This is a genomic window from Cellulomonas algicola, from assembly GCF_019024305.1.
GTDB classification, from domain to species: domain Bacteria; phylum Actinomycetota; class Actinomycetes; order Actinomycetales; family Cellulomonadaceae; genus Cellulomonas; species Cellulomonas algicola.
The window spans coordinates 29,895-44,307 of the sequence record NZ_JAHKSJ010000027.1; the positions used below are offsets into that span (position 1 = coordinate 29,895).

Sequence of the window (14,413 nt, forward strand, 5' to 3'; positions counted from 1 at the left end):
CAGCGCGCGCGGGGTGGCAGGCTGTGGGCCGTGAGGTACCGGGAGTTCTGGGATCTGGTCGACGACGTCCTGGGCAGCGCCCAGGGCCGCGGGCTCGTGCGCGAGCTCGTCATCGGGGAGCTCGGCAACCGGACCGCGCAGCAGGCGCTCGACGACGGCGACGAGCCGCGCACCGTCTGGCACGCGCTGTGCGACGCGCTCGGCGTCCCGGACGCCGCCCGCTGGGGCACCGACCCGCACCGCGCGGCACCGCCGAGGCGCTGACCCCGCCGATGCCCGCCGACGAGCGCCCCGACCGCCCGCCCCGCCGGTGGGTGCCGACGCTCGCCGACGTGGGCGACGTCCTGCTCGGCCTCGCGACGACCGCGCTCGGCCTCGGCGTCGCGATCGCGCTCGTCGACGGGGTGACCGCGCAGTCCCCGCTCGGGGTCGTCGTCGTCGCGCTCGCGGTCGCGGTCGGCGACCTCCTCCTGCGCGCGCCGCTGCGCTGGTTCGCAGCCGTGGCGGGGGCGATGGGCGCGCTGGTCGCCGGGCTTGTCGTGCAGGTCGCCGTCGCCTGGGTCGCGCTCGCGTACGCCCCCGGGATCGAGCTCGACTCGGCGTGGGACACCGCGGCCGTCCTCGTCGTGACGGCGGTCGTCATGGCCGCAGCCCGCTGGGTGTGGGGCGCGAACGACAGCGACTACGTGATCGCCGACGTGCTCCGACGCGCCCGACGGCACGCCCGCCGGTCGGGCGCGGTGCCCGACGGCACGCGCCAGGCCGGTCTGCTCGTCGTGCAGCTCGACGGCGTCGCCGAGCCCGTGCTCCAGCAGGCGATCGAGGCGGGCCTCGCGCCGACGATGCAGCGCTGGCTGACCGACGGCACGCACCGGCTCGAGCAGTGGTGGGCGCGCGTCCCGTCCACGACGCCCGCGAGCCAGGCAGGGCTCCTGCACGGCGACTCGACGCAGATCCCGGCGTTCCGCTGGTGGGACCGGGGGCTCGGCCGGCTGGTCGTCACGAACCACCCGGTCGACGCGGCGCTCGTCGAGACCCGGCTCACGACGGGCAAGGGCCTGCTCGCGGGCGGCGGCACCGCCGTGTCGACCATGTTCTCCGGCGACGCCGCGTCGGCGTACGTCGTGATGAGCCGCACGCGCAGCCGCGGGCCCGACGGAGAGCGCGCCGGGCTCGGGCCGGGACCGTCGTTCCTGCGCTTCTTCGCGAGCCCGTTCGTGCTCGCGCGCGCGGTCAGCCTGTCGCTCGGCGAGATGGTCAAGGAGCTCTACCAGGCCCGCCGCCAGCGCGTGCGCGACGTGCGCCCGCGGATCTCGCGCGGCGGCTGGTACGTCGTGCTGCGCGGCGTCACGAACGTGCTCATGCGCGACCTGTCGACGTCGCTGGTCGCCGAGGCGCTCATGCGCGGCGACCCGACGATCTACGTCGACCTCGTCGACTACGACGAGATCGCGCACCACGCCGGCCCGACGCGACCCGAGTCGATGCGCTCGCTCGAAGGGCTCGACCGGGTGCTGCGCACGCTCGAGGCGGTGTGCGCCGTCGCGCCGCGCTCCTACCGGGTCGTCGTGCTCTCCGACCACGGACAGGCGCTCGGCCCGACGTTCGAGGACGTCGAGGGTCGCAGCCTGCTCGACACGGTGCGTGCGCTCATGGCGACACCCGCCGCACCGGGTGTGCAGAGCGGCACGGGCGAGGACTGGGGGCCGCTCAACGCGCTCCTGACGTCCGCGTTCGGCGGCGGCCGCACCGCGACCGTGGTCGGTCCCGACGCCCGTGCGCGCGACGCCGGCGAGGCGACCGCGGGCGGCGAGGCGCCCGAGGTCGTGGTCGTCGGGTCGGGCAACCTCGGCCTCGTGTGGTTCCCGCACGCGTCGCACCGCCTCGTGCTCGAGGACCTGCAGGAGCGCTGGCCGGGGCTCGTCGTCGGGCTCGCGGCGGTGCCGACCGTCGGCGTCGTCGTGGCGGACACGCGCGACCGCGGGCTCGTGGCCGTCGGTGCGCGCGGCCTCGTGCTGCTCGAGCAGGACGACGCCGAGCCGGAGGGCGAGGACCCGCTCGCGCCCTACGGCCCGCGCGGGCGCGCCGACCTCGTCCGGGCCGCCCGGCTCGCGCACTCCGGCGACCTGCTGCTGGTGTCGACCGTGTCGGACCGCGGCCACGTCCACGCGTTCGAGGGGCAGGTCGGCTCGCACGGCGGGATCGGCGGCGACCAGAACCGCGCGCTGCTGCTGCACCCGACGGACTGGCCGGTGGACGACGACCTGCGGGAGGACGTCGGGTCGCTGCGGATGCTCGTCGGCGCCGAGGCCGTGCACGCGCAGCTCGTGCGCTGGGCGACCGCGGCGGGGCTCCGCCCGTGACCGCACCGGGCGCCGACCGGGCCGACCGCGGCGGGACCTCGCCCGCGACCCCACCGTCCGCATCGTCGGCGCCGTCCGCACCGTCCGCACCGTCCGCACCGTCCGCGCCCGGCGCGGTCCGGGTCCGCTGGCTCGGGCACGCCACCGTCGCGCTCGACGTCGACGGCGTCCGCCTGCTCACCGACCCGCTGCTGCGCGGCAACGCCGGCCTGCTGCGGCGCCGCGGCGAGGCGCCCGACGCGACGCACTGGCAGGGGGCCGACGCCGTCCTCGTCTCGCACCTGCACCACGACCACGCCGAGCTCGGCTCGCTGCGGCTGCTGCCCGGCGCCCCGGTGCTGTCCTCGCCCGCCAACGCGCGCTGGCTGCGCGCGCACGGCGTGGACGGCGCGCTCGGCCTCCCCGACCACGTGTGGTGGTCCGTGCCCGGCAGCGACGTCCGCGTGCGGCTCGCGCCCGCGGTGCACGCCGACCGCCCGATGCCGCACCGGCCGAACAGCGCGCACGGGTTCCTCGTCGACGCGCCGTCCGGCCGGGTGTGGTTCGCCGGCGACACCGCGCCGTTCGCCGCGATGGCCGACCTGCCCGCGCTCCTCGGCGGGCCCGTCGACCTGGCGCTCGTGCCCGTCGGCGGGTGGGGGCCGCGGCTGTCGGGCGGGCACATGGACCCGTCGCAGGCCGCACGGGCGTGCGCGGTGGTCGGCGCGCGGGCGGCCGTCCCGGTGCACTGGGGGACGCTGCACGCGCCCGTGTCACGACGGCTCCCGCCGGGGTGGATGGACCGTGCTGGCCCCGCGTTCGCCCACGCCGCCGCGCGGTTCGCGCCGCGGTGCCGCGTGCACGTGCTGACGCCGGGGGACCAGGTGGAGCTCACGGGCGAGGACGCACCACCGTCGGACGGCGAGCACCGGCGGACGCCCCGCCGGCCGGGGCACGGGCGCACCTGACCAGCGAGGTCGTCGCCGGACGCGGCGCCCACACCCTCCCAGGGCGCGCCCGAGCCCGGGGGACAGGGCGGTCGCGACACGCGCGGCGTGTCGCACGTCGTCGAACACGTGTTCGGGTATCGTCGTCGGCAGGTGACACGGCCGAGCCGTCCACAGCCCCCGTCCGGCGGTGCCGGTCCACGGGTTGTCGGGGGAGCGGTCGGGATGTCGGTGGTCGGGCATAGCGTCACCTGCGACGAAGACCAGCCCCCGCAGGCGCAGCCGGACGCTGCTCGAACGACGAGGTGGAACATGCCCGCACCCCAGGACCGCGAGAAGGCCCTCGAGGCCGCTCTCAGCCAGATCGACCGCCAGTTCGGCAAGGGCTCGATCATGCGCCTCGGCGACGAGGGGCGTCCCCCCGTCGAGGTCATCCCGACCGGTTCCATCGCGCTCGACGTGGCGCTCGGCATCGGCGGGCTCCCGCGTGGCCGGATCATCGAGGTCTACGGCCCCGAGTCCTCCGGCAAGACGACCGTCGCGCTGCACGCGGTCGCGAACGCGCAGAAGGCCGGCGGCATCGCGGCGTTCATCGACGCCGAGCACGCGCTGGACCCGGAGTACGCGAAGAAGCTCGGCGTCGACACCGACGCGCTGCTGGTCTCGCAGCCGGACACCGGCGAGCAGGCGCTCGAGATCATGGACATGCTGATCCGCTCGGGCGCGATCGACATCATCGTCATCGACTCGGTCGCGGCGCTCGTCCCCAAGGCCGAGATCGAGGGCGAGATGGGCGACAGCCACGTCGGCCTGCAGGCCCGCCTCATGTCGCAGGCCCTGCGCAAGATCACCGGTGCGCTCAACGCGTCCGGCACGACCGCGATCTTCATCAACCAGCTGCGCGAGAAGATCGGCGTGTTCTTCGGCTCGCCCGAGACGACGACCGGTGGCAAGGCGCTCAAGTTCTACGCGTCGGTCCGCATGGACATCCGCCGCATCGAGACCCTCAAGGAGGGCACCGACGCGGTCGGCAACCGCACGCGCGTGAAGATCGTCAAGAACAAGATGGCGCCGCCGTTCAAGCAGGCCGAGTTCGACATCCTCTACGGCGTCGGCATCTCCCGCGAGGGCAGCCTCATCGACCTCGGTGTCGAGCACGGCTTCGTCCGCAAGTCGGGCGCCTGGTACACGTACGAGGGCGACCAGCTGGGGCAGGGCAAGGAGAACGCCCGCAAGTTCCTCAAGGACAACCCCGACCTCGCGGACGAGATCGACAAGAAGATCAAGGAGAAGCTGGGCGTCGGCGCACGGGTCGACGCGCCCGCCGACGCACCGGCCCCGGTCGACTTCTGAGGCCCGGCTTGTCTCGCACGAGCACCGGATCCCGTCGTGGGCGCGCCTCCGAGCCGCCCGCGACGGGATCCGCCGCGCACGACGCGGAGCCGGACCCGGAGTCCGTGGCCCGCGCGATCGCGCTGCGGATGCTCACCGGCGCCCCGCGCAGCCGGGCACAGCTCGCCGAGGGGATGGCGCGACGGGACGTCCCGGAGGAGGTCGCCGCGCGCGTCCTCGACCGCTTCACCGAGGTCGGGCTCGTCGACGACGTCGCCTACGCGGAGAGCCTGGTCCGGACGCGGCACGCCGAACGCGGCCTCTCACGTCGGGCGCTCGCGGTCGAGCTGCGGCGCAAGGGCGTCGCGGACGAGGACGCGCAGCGCGCGCTCGAGCAGGTCGACGCCGACGACGAGGAGGAGGCGGCTCGCCACCTCGTGCGTCGTCGGCTCGCGTCGACGGTGGGGCTCGACCCCCAGACCCGGACGCGGCGGACCTTCGCGGCCCTCGGTCGCAAGGGGTACGCCCCCGGGCTCGTGTCGCGGCTCGTTCGTGAGGAGCTCGCGGCGGAGGGCGTCGACCCGTCGGGTCTCGCCGAGCCGGAGCTGGACTGAGCCGACCCTCGTCGAGACGCGCGACGCGAGCGGCCTCGTCGCGCTCCGCACGACGTGCGACGGCCCCCGCGACGCAGGTCGTCGCGGGGGCCGTCGTCGCCGACCGGTCGCCGTGCGCCGGTCTCCTGTGGTGCCTGCCGCCGACTCGGCCGTCGTGAGCCACCTGGCGTGTCGTGTCGTGTGCCACCTGGCGTGTCGTTCAGGGGCCGGCGAGCGGCGCGAGGGGCAGACGGTCGTCAGGCGGAGGCCTGCGCGTCGGCGGTCGTGCCGATCTGCGCGGTCGACGCACCGTGCTGCACCTCGATGCGGCGCGGCTTCGCGTCCTCGGCGACCGGGATGGTCAGCGTGAGGACACCGTCGGTGTAGGTCGCGCTGATCGCGTCGAGCGCGAGGCCGCGTCCCACCGTCAGCTGGCGGGCGTACGTGCCGACGGGGCGCTCCTTGGCGAGCCACTGCACGTCCTGCTCGGTGCGCGACGAGCGCTGCGCGCGGATGGTCAGCGTGCGGTCCTCGACGTTGACGTCGATCGTGCCCGGGTCTGCACCCGGCAGGTCGACGTGCAGCACGTAGTGGTCGCCCGAGCGGTACAGGTCCATCGGCATGGTCGCCGACGCGCGGTCGGCGGCGAACATCTGGCCGAGCATCCGGTCCATCTCCTGGAACGGGTCGAAACGGGTAGCCACGCCCCTCACCTCCTCGTCGTCGGGTCGCGGACCTCCCGCGACCCGGGTGCTTCCCGGCGTCCTTCGCCGGGTTCGGCTACACCTCATGTGTTAGCACTCTCGGCGCGCGAGTGCCAGTCGCTCGTCGCCGGTGTTCGCGCTCGGAGAACACGGCGGCCGAGACGGCACCCAGGTGGGGGGTCATCGGACCAGTCGGGCGCCACCGCGGCGAACCTGCACCGCGCCCGGCGCCGGTTGGGTGAGAATGTCGCCAGAGCCGGGAGCGCGCGCCGCGGGCCCCGCACGACGGGAGGACACGTGGAGCCAGGTCCCATCGCCACGGTGATCGGGCTGCTCGGTGCCTGCCTGGTGGCCCTGATCCTGGTGCTCGTCGCCCGACGCGAGGCAGCCGCCCAGCGCGCACGTGCCGAGCAGGACGTCGCGAGCATCAAGGACGAGGCGCGCGCGCTCCTCGCCGACGCGGACCGTCGCGAGCGGCGGCTCGCGGAGCGCGAGCGTGCGCTCGCGTCGGACCGGGCGCAGGTCGAGGAGCTCGACCGCAAGGCGCGCACCCGCGCCGAGGAGGCCGCCGACGCCCGGCAGGAGGCGACGCGTCGGCTCGACGACGCGCAGCGGGAGGCGGACCGCCGCCTCGCCGCGGCCGAGCGTGACGCGCAGGCGCGCCTCGCGGAGGCGGACGCGCTCGCCGGTCGACGGATCCTCGACGCGGAGCGCGACGCGGTCGCGGAGCTCGAGTCGACGAGCGGTCTGACGCGCGAGGACGCGCTGGAGGAGCTCCGCCGGCGGCTCGTGGACCGGGCTGCGAACGACGCGGCCGCGCACGTCCGCCGTGCGGAGGCGCAGGCCCGCCGGACGGCCGAGGCGCGCGCCCGACGGATCGTCGCGACCGCGGTGCAGCGCACGGCCGTCGCCACGAGCGCGCAGGCGTCCACGACGTCGCTCCCGCTGCCGTCCGACGACATGAAGGGCCGCATCATCGGCAAGGAGGGGCGCAACATCCGCGCCTTCGAGGCGCTCACGGGCGTCAACGTGCTGGTCGACGAGCAGCCGGGCGCGGTCGTGCTGTCGTGCTTCGACGCGGAGCGGCGCGAGGTCGCCCAGGTCGCGCTCGAGGCGCTCATGGCCGACGGGCGCATCCACCCGCAGCGCATCGAGGCCGCGTACGCGGACGCGCTCGCGTCGGCGGACGAGCGCACGGACGCCGCGGGTCACGACGCGGCGGAGCGTGCGGGGGTCGCGGGCCTGCACCCGGACCTGGTGCGGACGCTCGGGCGGCTGCGGCTGCGCACGTCCTACGGCCAGAACGTCCTCGAGCACCTGGTCGAGAGCGCGCTCATCGCGGCGCAGCTCGCGGCGGAGACCGGCACGGACGTCGACATGGCGCGCCGCGGTGCGTTCCTGCACGACGTCGGCAAGGCGCTGACCGCCGAGGTCCCGGGCACGCACGCGACGGTCGGCGCCGACCTCGCGCGGCGGCTGGGGGAGTCCGATGACGTCGTCAACGCCATCGCGGCGCACCACGAGGAGGTCCCGGCGCAGACCGTCGAGGCCGTCCTCGTGCAGGTGGCCGACGCGATCTCCGCGGCTCGTCCGGGCGCGCGACGCGAGGAGCTCGACCAGTACGTCGAGCGCATGGACAAGCTCGAGCAGCTCGTGAGCGAGCACGACGGGGTGCGTCGCGCGCTGGTCATGTCGGCCGGCCACGAGGTGCGCGTCGTGGTCGAGCCTTCGGCGGTGGTCGACTCGGACCTGCCGCAGCTGGCGGTCCGGATCGCGCGGCACATCGAGCGCGACCTCGCGTACCCGGGCGAGATCAAGGTGACCGTCGTCCGCGAGACACGGGCGAGCGCGACCGCGGGCTGAGCCCACGGGATCCTGGTCGGCGTCGTCGGCACGCCGACCACCGCCCGCTGTCGGCACGCCGACCACCGCGCGCCGTCGGGGTGCGTCGACCGACCCGGGCCTGCGGGCCCGCGGCGGGTCGGCGCCCGGTCAGCGTCCGGTCGAGACGACGAGGCTCGGGGCCTCGGCACGCGCGCGCCCGGCGGTGCGCCGCCCGACCCGCCCGGCGAGCATGCCGGCAAGGCGCGTGAGGGCGTAGTTGATGACGATGAAGATCAGCGCGGCGACGACGAGCGACTGCAGGATGTTGCCCTCGCTGGAGCCGAGCCGGCGGGCGGCGTCGAGCAGCTCGGGGTACGTGATGATGTAGCCGAGCGCGGTGTCCTTGAGGATGACGACGAGCTGGCTCGCGATCGCGGGGAGCATCGCGAGCAGCGCCTGCGGGACCTCGACGAGGCGCAGCGACTGCGCGCGGCGCAGCCCCACGGCGAGCGCCGCCTCGCGCTGGCCGCGCGGCAGGTTGTGCACGCCGGACCGCACGAGCTCCGCGAACACCGAGCCGTTGTAGAACGTGAGGCCGAGGACGACGGCGACGAGCGGCAGGTCGTCAGGCGCGAGGATCTGCAGCCGGCCGAGCCCGAGCCAGAAGAAGATCATCATGAGCAGCACGGGGACGGCGCGGAAGAACTCGACGACCGCACCGGAGACGATGCGCACCCACCGGGCGGCGGACAGGCGCCCGAGGCCGAACACCACGCCGAAGACGGCGGACGTGACGATCGCGATGGCGGCGGCCCGCAGCGTCCCGACGAGGCCCGGCAGGAGGTAGTCGACCCACGGGTCGGGCGTGAGGAACACGGTCCAGAGGCTGGGCTCGAGCTGACCGTTGGCGCCGAGCCGGGCGAGCACCCAGACGCCGATCGCGACGACGACGACGGTCGCGCCGATGTTGACCCACACCATGCGTCGGCGGGTGCGCGGCCCCGCCGCGTCGAACAGGACGGTCTCGTTCACCGTGCCACCGCCCATCGGCGCGAGAGGGAGGTCGTGGCGAGCCCGAGCGGCACGACGATGATCACGAAGCCGAGCGCGAACGTGAAGAAGATCAGCAGGATGACGTCGGGCCGGAACTCGATCATGGTCTTCATGAGCCCGGAGGCCTCGGCGACGGAGCCCGCGGCCGCCACCGTGGAGTTCTTGGTGAGGGCGATGAGGACGTTGCCGAGGGGCGCGACCGCGCCGCGGAACGCCTGCGGGAGGATCACGAGCCGCGCCGCGGACCCGAAGCCCAGCCCGATCGCACGCGCGGCCTCCGCCTGGCCGATCGGCACGGTGTTGACGCCGGACCGCAGCGCCTCGCACACGAACGCGGCGTGGTAGACGGCGAGCCCGAGCACCGCGAGGCGGAAGAAGTTCGTCTGGAAGTCCTGCGAGAGCTGGATGCCGAGCTGCCCCCACAGCCCGAGGACGCAGAACACGATGATGATCGTGAGCGGCGTGTTCCGCACGAGCGTCACGTACGTCGAGCCGGCCCACCGCAGGCTCGGGACCGGTGAGATGCGCATGACCGCGAGCGCGGTGCCGAGCACGAGGGCGAGCACACCGGCGAAGAAGGTCAGCTGGATGTTCACCCAGAAGGCGCCGACCACGTCGAACTCGGCGAAGAGCGACGTGAACTGCGCCCAGGTGCCGTCGTCCACCGGCACTCCTCTCGTCCAGGGACTGTCCGGGGCGCGTGCCTCACGCCCCGGAACGGTGCGGCCGGGTGGTCCGCGCGACCTCGCCGCGCGGACCACCCGGTGTCACGGTCAGGCGCAGGCGGCCTGCGCGGGCGGGTTGAGGTCGGCGTTGAACTGGAATCCGGACGCGCCGACGTTCTTGTCGAGGAGCTCCTCCCACGTGCCGTCGTCGATCATCGCGCCGATGGCCTCGTTGATCGCCTCGCACTGGTCGGAGTCCTTCGGCAGCCCGACGCCGTAGTTCTCCTCGGAGAAGGGGTTGCCGACGACCTTGACCTTCCCCTCGTTGGCGGGGACGGCGGCGAGGCCCGCGAGGATGATGTCGTCGGTCGTGACGGCGTCGACCTGGCCCGCGGTGAGCGCGGTGACGCACTCGGCGTAGCCGGGCTGCTCGAGCAGGTTGGTGCCGGCCGCGTACTCGTCCTTGATGCGCTGGGCGCTCGTGGACCCGGTGACGGAGCAGAGGTTCTTGCCCTCGAGGTCCTCGGGGCCCGAGATGGAGTCGTCGTCGGCGGCGACCAGCAGGTCCTGCCCGGCGACGAAGTACGGACCGGCGAAGGAGACGACCTCCTTGCGCTTGTCGGTGATCGAGTACGTCGCGAAGATCATGTCGACCTGGCCGTTCTGCAGCAGGTTCTCGCGCTGCGCGGACGGGGCCTGGACCCACTCGATCTGGTCCTCGGAGTAGCCGAGGGCGTCGGCGACGTACCGGGCGACGTCGACGTCGAAGCCGGTGTAGTCCGAGCCGTCCTTGAAGCCCAGGCCCGGCTGGTCGAACTTGATGCCGATGCGGATCGAGCCCTCGGCGCCGCCGGAGGTCTCGGTGGAGTCGCCGGTGGCGCCGGCGTCGGTGTCGTCGTCACCACCGCCGCTGGAACAGGCGGCGAGCGTGAGCGTGGCGGCGGCCGCGAGTGCGACCAGTCCTCGTACGCGCATGGTGGTCCCCTTCTTCTGCGTGGACGTGCGGTGTGTCGGTCAGAGGGTCGGATCGTGTCCGGGTGGGGTCGGCGGCGGGGGTCGGCTGGGTCCGGGTCAGTGCGTGAGGATCTTCGACAGGAAGTCGCGGGCGCGGGCGCTCGTGGGTGCGGTGAAGAACGTCTCGGGGTCGGCCTGCTCGACGATCTGGCCGCCGTCCATGAAGACGACGCGGTGCGCGGCGCGGCGGGCGAACCCCATCTCGTGCGTGACGACGAGCATCGTCATCCCCTCGCGCGCGAGGCCGACCATGACGTCGAGGACCTCGTTGATCATCTCGGGGTCGAGCGCGGACGTGGGCTCGTCGAACAGCATGACCTTGGGGTCCATGGCGAGCGCGCGGGCGATCGCGACGCGCTGCTGCTGGCCGCCTGACAGCTGCGCGGGCAGCTTGTGCGCCTGGTTCGCGACGCCGACGCGCTCGAGCAGCTCCATGGCGCGCTGGGTCGCGACGGACTTCTTCACGCCCTTGGCCCGCGTCGGGCCGAGCGTCACGTTCTCGAGCACGGTCTTGTGGGCGAACAGGTTGAACGACTGGAACACCATGCCGACGTCGGCGCGCAGCCGGGCGAGCTCGCGCCCCTCGGCGGGGAGCTCCTTGCCGTCGATGGTGATCGTGCCGGAGTCGATGGTCTCGAGCCGGTTGATCGTGCGGCACAGCGTCGACTTGCCGCTGCCCGACGGACCGATGACGACGACGACCTCCCCGCGGCGCACGGTCAGGTCGACGGACTGCAGCACGTGCAGGGGACCGAAGTGCTTGTCGACGCCGGAGAGGACGACGAGCGGGTCCCCGACGGGGCGGTCGGCGGCGGTGGGGTGCGGGTCCGTCGCGAGGTCAGCCATCCGACGACGCTAGAGGGCACATGTCCGATCTGGCCACCCGTGGGGGTCACGGTTGTGCAACACCGCAGTCAAGTGGCCTGGCCGAACGCTGCTGGACGACGGTCCGCGACGGGGCGGACCGGGCGGTCCGCGCCGCGGTCGGGCAGGCGGCGTCGGACCTGGCCGTGCGGTGAGGGTGGGGCTGCGCGGACCGGGTGCCGCCGCGGTGCCGGGCGCCCGTCCGGCGGGTCGTACCCTTGTCGGTGATGTCCACGACCCTGCCCGCCCCGACGCCGCTCGACCCCGAGGTCACCGGCGCGTCGCCGCGCACCTACCTCGTCAAGACGCTCGGCTGCCAGATGAACGTGCACGACTCCGAGCACATGGCGGGCATGCTCGAGCAGGCCGGCTACGTCCCGGCGGCGCCTGAGGACGCGGCGTCGGAGGACGCCGACGTCATCGTCATCAACACGTGCGCGGTGCGAGAGAACGCGGCGGACAAGCTGTACGGCAACCTCGGTCGGCTCGCGGGGACGAAGCGCGCGCGGCCCGGCATGCAGATCGCCGTGGGCGGCTGCCTCGCGCAGAAGGACCGCGCGGGGATCGTCGAGCGTGCGCCGTGGGTCGACGTCGTGTTCGGCACGCACAACCTCGACGTGCTGCCCGTCCTGCTCGAGCGCGCGCGCCACAACGAGCGGGCCGAGGTCGAGATCGCGGAGTCGCTGCAGGTCTTCCCCTCGACGCTGCCGACGCGGCGCGAGTCGGCCTACGCGGGCTGGGTGTCGATCAGCGTCGGGTGCAACAACACGTGCACGTTCTGCATCGTCCCGCACCTGCGCGGCAAGGAGCGTGACCGTCGGCCGGGCGAGATCCTGGCCGAGGTCGAGGCGCTCATGCAGCAGGGCGCGATCGAGGTGACGCTGCTCGGGCAGAACGTCAACTCCTACGGGGTCGAGTTCGGCGACCGCGGCGCGTTCGCGAAGCTGCTGCGCGCGGCCGGCGCCGTCGAGGGCCTCGAGCGCCTGCGCTTCACGTCGCCGCACCCGGCCGCGTTCACCGACGACGTCATCGACGCGATGGCCGCGACGCCCACCGTGATGCCGCAGCTCCACATGCCGCTGCAGTCCGGGTCCGACCGGGTCCTGCGCGCGATGCGCCGGTCGTACCGCTCGGAGAAGTTCCTCGGCATCCTCGACCGCGTGCGCGCCGCGATGCCGCACGCCGCGATCACGACCGACATCATCGTGGGCTTCCCGGGTGAGACCGAGGAGGACTTCGCGGAGACCCTGCGCGTCGTCGAGGCCTCGCGCTTCGCGTCCGCGTTCACGTTCCAGTACTCGCCGCGTCCCGGCACGCCCGCCGCCGACCTGCCCGACCAGCTGCCCAAGGCCGTCGTCCAGGAGCGCTACGAGCGGCTCGTCGCGCTGCAGGAACGCATCTCCCTGGAGGAGAACCAGGCGCAGGTCGGCCGCACGCTGGACGTGCTCATGGCCGAGGGCGAGGGGCGCAAGGACGGGACGACCGAGCGTCGTTCCGGCCGCGCCGAGGACAACCGGCTCGTCCACCTCGCGCTGCCCGCCGACCTCGCGCCGCAGGACGCCCCGCGCCCCGGCGACGTCGTGACGGTGACCGTGACCCACGGTGCGCCGCACCACCTCGTCGCCGACTCCGCCGCGACGGGTGGCACGTTCGCGGTGCGCCGGACGCGCGCAGGCGACGCGTGGGAGGTGCGGCAGGCGGGCGACGACGCGCACGACCACGGCGGCGCGGGTGCGGCGTGCGGGACGGGTGCTCCGGCGCCGAGGGGTCCCGTCGTGCTCGGGCTGCCGACGATCGGCCTGCGCGCCTGACCGCTGCGGTGCTCGACGGCGTGCGCTGCTGACAGCCTGCGCCCCGACGGCCCGCGAGGCGCTCAGTTGTCCGGCAGGTCCGGCGGGGGAGCGTCGTCGCGCGGCAGCAGCCCCTCGAGCGCGGCGAACATCTGCACGCCCGTGCCGAGCCCGCACGCGACGAGCTGCGCGAGCTGCAGGTCGGTGACGCCCGGCTCGAAGTCGGCGGACACCTCGCTGTAGAGCGCGATGACGCCGTCCTCCTCGCGCAGGTACGCCTTGGGCCAGATGCGCTCGCGGTTCCAGTCGTTGACCGCGAGGCCGACGGCCGCGCGCTGCTCGAGCGCGAACGTGCGATGCCAACGGCCCCGCACCTGGAGGATCTCCTGGTGCTCGCCGAGCATGAGGAACCAGAACCGGCTGCCGTCCCACGTCCCGGTGAGGTCGCCGTCCTCGTCGACGACGAACCGGTAGCCGCGCCCGAGCAGGTAGTCGCCGATCCGGTCCCGGGCGAGCGGGCGCGGCGGCTCGTCGTCGGCCGACGGTCGCTTGGTGGGCTTGGGCAGCCCGCCGAGGACCCGCAGCAGCCAGCCGGGTCCGCTCATCGTGCCTCCCGCCTCACGGTGCGACCCCCGCGGGGTCGGGATAGCGCTCGTCGAGCGCGTCGAAGAACATGCTGCCGGTCGACAGCCCGCAGAACAGCATCTGGCTGAGCTGGGCGTCGGTCGCGCCGTGCTCGAGGTCCGTCGCGACCTCGGACACGACGTGCACGCGCCCGTTGTCGCGCACGCGCACGTACGCCTTGGGCCAGATGCGGTCGGCGTTCCACTCGTTGCACAGGTCGAGCACCTCCTCGAGGCGCTCGATCGCGATCTCCCGGTGCCACTGGCCGCGGACCTGCAGGATCTCGGCCCGCTCGCCGAAGAGGAAGAAGTAGAAGAGCCGGCCCCGCCACAGCCCGCCGAGGTCGCCGTCGTTGTCGACGAAGTAGCTGAACTGGTTCTCGGTCATCCACGCGGCGATCCGGGCGGGGGTGACGGCCGTCGGCACGTCCTCGGCCGGCTCCGCGACGCCGAGCTCGCGCGCCAGCAGGGCCGCGACGCGCTCGTGCAGCTCGTCGTCGGTGGGCTCCGGCGCGACGACGTCGCGCGAGGCGTGACGCACCGGCCGCGGGCGGCGCGCGAGCCAGCGGCGGGCACGGTCGGCGAACGGTGCCATGCGGACGACCCTACCCGCGCCCGCCGACGCCGCGCGGTCACCCGCCGCGGTCATCCGTCCGCCACCC

At 74.1% G+C, this 14,413-nt stretch carries 14 protein-coding genes; 7 read left to right on the top strand and 7 right to left on the bottom strand.

Annotated features, from left to right (window positions below):
- The first annotated feature begins 30 nt into the window (after positions 1–30).
- The 5 genes from KOV94_RS17295 to KOV94_RS17315 all read left to right on the top strand — a co-directional run bounded on the left by KOV94_RS17295 (position 31) and on the right by KOV94_RS17315 (position 5,235).
- A complete protein-coding gene (locus tag KOV94_RS17295) occupies positions 31–264 on the top strand; it encodes a DUF3046 domain-containing protein (protein ID WP_124342845.1) in 234 nt (77 codons plus the stop codon).
- An 8-nt stretch (positions 265–272) separates the two neighbouring features.
- Entirely contained in the window at positions 273–2,363 is a 2,091-nt protein-coding gene (locus tag KOV94_RS17300) for an alkaline phosphatase family protein (protein ID WP_124342844.1), read from the top strand.
- Positions 2,360–3,310 (top strand): MBL fold metallo-hydrolase, encoded by a 951-nt coding sequence (locus tag KOV94_RS17305; RefSeq protein WP_218052730.1) that lies wholly within the window; start codon positions 2,360–2,362, stop codon positions 3,308–3,310. The genes KOV94_RS17300 and KOV94_RS17305 overlap by 4 nt, the downstream gene beginning before the upstream one ends.
- 291 nt (positions 3,311–3,601) lie before the next feature.
- The gene (gene recA / locus KOV94_RS17310; RefSeq protein ID WP_124342842.1) at positions 3,602–4,642 is read left to right on the top strand and encodes a recombinase RecA; all 1,041 of its coding nucleotides are present in this window, start codon (positions 3,602–3,604) and stop codon (positions 4,640–4,642) included.
- Between the two features lie 104 nt (positions 4,643–4,746).
- Entirely contained in the window at positions 4,747–5,235 is a 489-nt protein-coding gene (locus tag KOV94_RS17315; protein ID WP_235843432.1) for a regulatory protein RecX, read from the top strand.
- A gap of 236 nt (positions 5,236–5,471) precedes the next feature.
- Here KOV94_RS17315 and KOV94_RS17320 read toward each other — a convergent pair whose 3' ends face one another.
- Positions 5,472–5,918, bottom strand: coding sequence for an Hsp20/alpha crystallin family protein (locus KOV94_RS17320; protein ID WP_124342840.1), 447 nt, complete (start codon positions 5,916–5,918; stop codon positions 5,472–5,474).
- Positions 5,919–6,215: 297 nt separating this feature from the next.
- Here KOV94_RS17320 and rny point away from each other — a divergent pair, with 297 nt between their 5' ends.
- Positions 6,216–7,781, top strand: coding sequence for a ribonuclease Y (gene rny, locus KOV94_RS17325; RefSeq protein WP_124342839.1), 1,566 nt, complete (start codon positions 6,216–6,218; stop codon positions 7,779–7,781).
- 129 nt (positions 7,782–7,910) lie between these two features.
- Here the strand turns inward: rny and KOV94_RS17330 are convergent, their stop codons facing one another.
- From KOV94_RS17330 to KOV94_RS17345, 4 genes are all read right to left on the bottom strand, one after another.
- A complete protein-coding gene (locus KOV94_RS17330; RefSeq protein WP_218052731.1) occupies positions 7,911–8,774 on the bottom strand; it encodes an amino acid ABC transporter permease in 864 nt (287 codons plus the stop codon).
- Positions 8,771–9,460 carry an amino acid ABC transporter permease gene (locus KOV94_RS17335; protein ID WP_124342837.1) on the bottom strand — a complete coding sequence of 230 codons (690 nt, stop codon included), beginning with the start codon at positions 9,458–9,460 and terminating at the stop codon, positions 8,771–8,773. The genes KOV94_RS17330 and KOV94_RS17335 overlap by 4 nt, the downstream gene beginning before the upstream one ends.
- Positions 9,461–9,568: 108 nt before the next feature.
- On the bottom strand, positions 9,569–10,435 hold the full coding sequence (locus tag KOV94_RS17340; RefSeq protein ID WP_124344409.1) for a glutamate ABC transporter substrate-binding protein: 867 nt from the start codon (positions 10,433–10,435) through the stop codon (positions 9,569–9,571).
- A gap of 96 nt (positions 10,436–10,531) precedes the next feature.
- Entirely contained in the window at positions 10,532–11,320 is a 789-nt protein-coding gene (locus tag KOV94_RS17345; RefSeq protein ID WP_124344410.1) for an amino acid ABC transporter ATP-binding protein, read from the bottom strand.
- A 245-nt stretch (positions 11,321–11,565) separates the two neighbouring features.
- Here KOV94_RS17345 and miaB point away from each other — a divergent pair, with 245 nt between their 5' ends.
- Positions 11,566–13,149, top strand: coding sequence for a tRNA (N6-isopentenyl adenosine(37)-C2)-methylthiotransferase MiaB (miaB, locus tag KOV94_RS17350; protein ID WP_218052732.1), 1,584 nt, complete (start codon positions 11,566–11,568; stop codon positions 13,147–13,149).
- A 62-nt stretch (positions 13,150–13,211) separates the two neighbouring features.
- Here miaB and KOV94_RS17355 read toward each other — a convergent pair whose 3' ends face one another.
- Together KOV94_RS17355 and KOV94_RS17360 are read right to left on the bottom strand one after the other, a co-directional pair.
- Positions 13,212–13,733, bottom strand: a complete 522-nt coding sequence (locus KOV94_RS17355) for a type III secretion system chaperone family protein (protein ID WP_124344412.1) — start codon at positions 13,731–13,733, stop codon at positions 13,212–13,214.
- 13 nt (positions 13,734–13,746) lie between these two features.
- Positions 13,747–14,346: a type III secretion system chaperone family protein gene (locus KOV94_RS17360; RefSeq protein ID WP_218052733.1), complete on the bottom strand. Its 600-nt coding sequence runs from the start codon at positions 14,344–14,346 to the stop codon at positions 13,747–13,749.
- Positions 14,347–14,413: the final 67 nt, after the last annotated feature.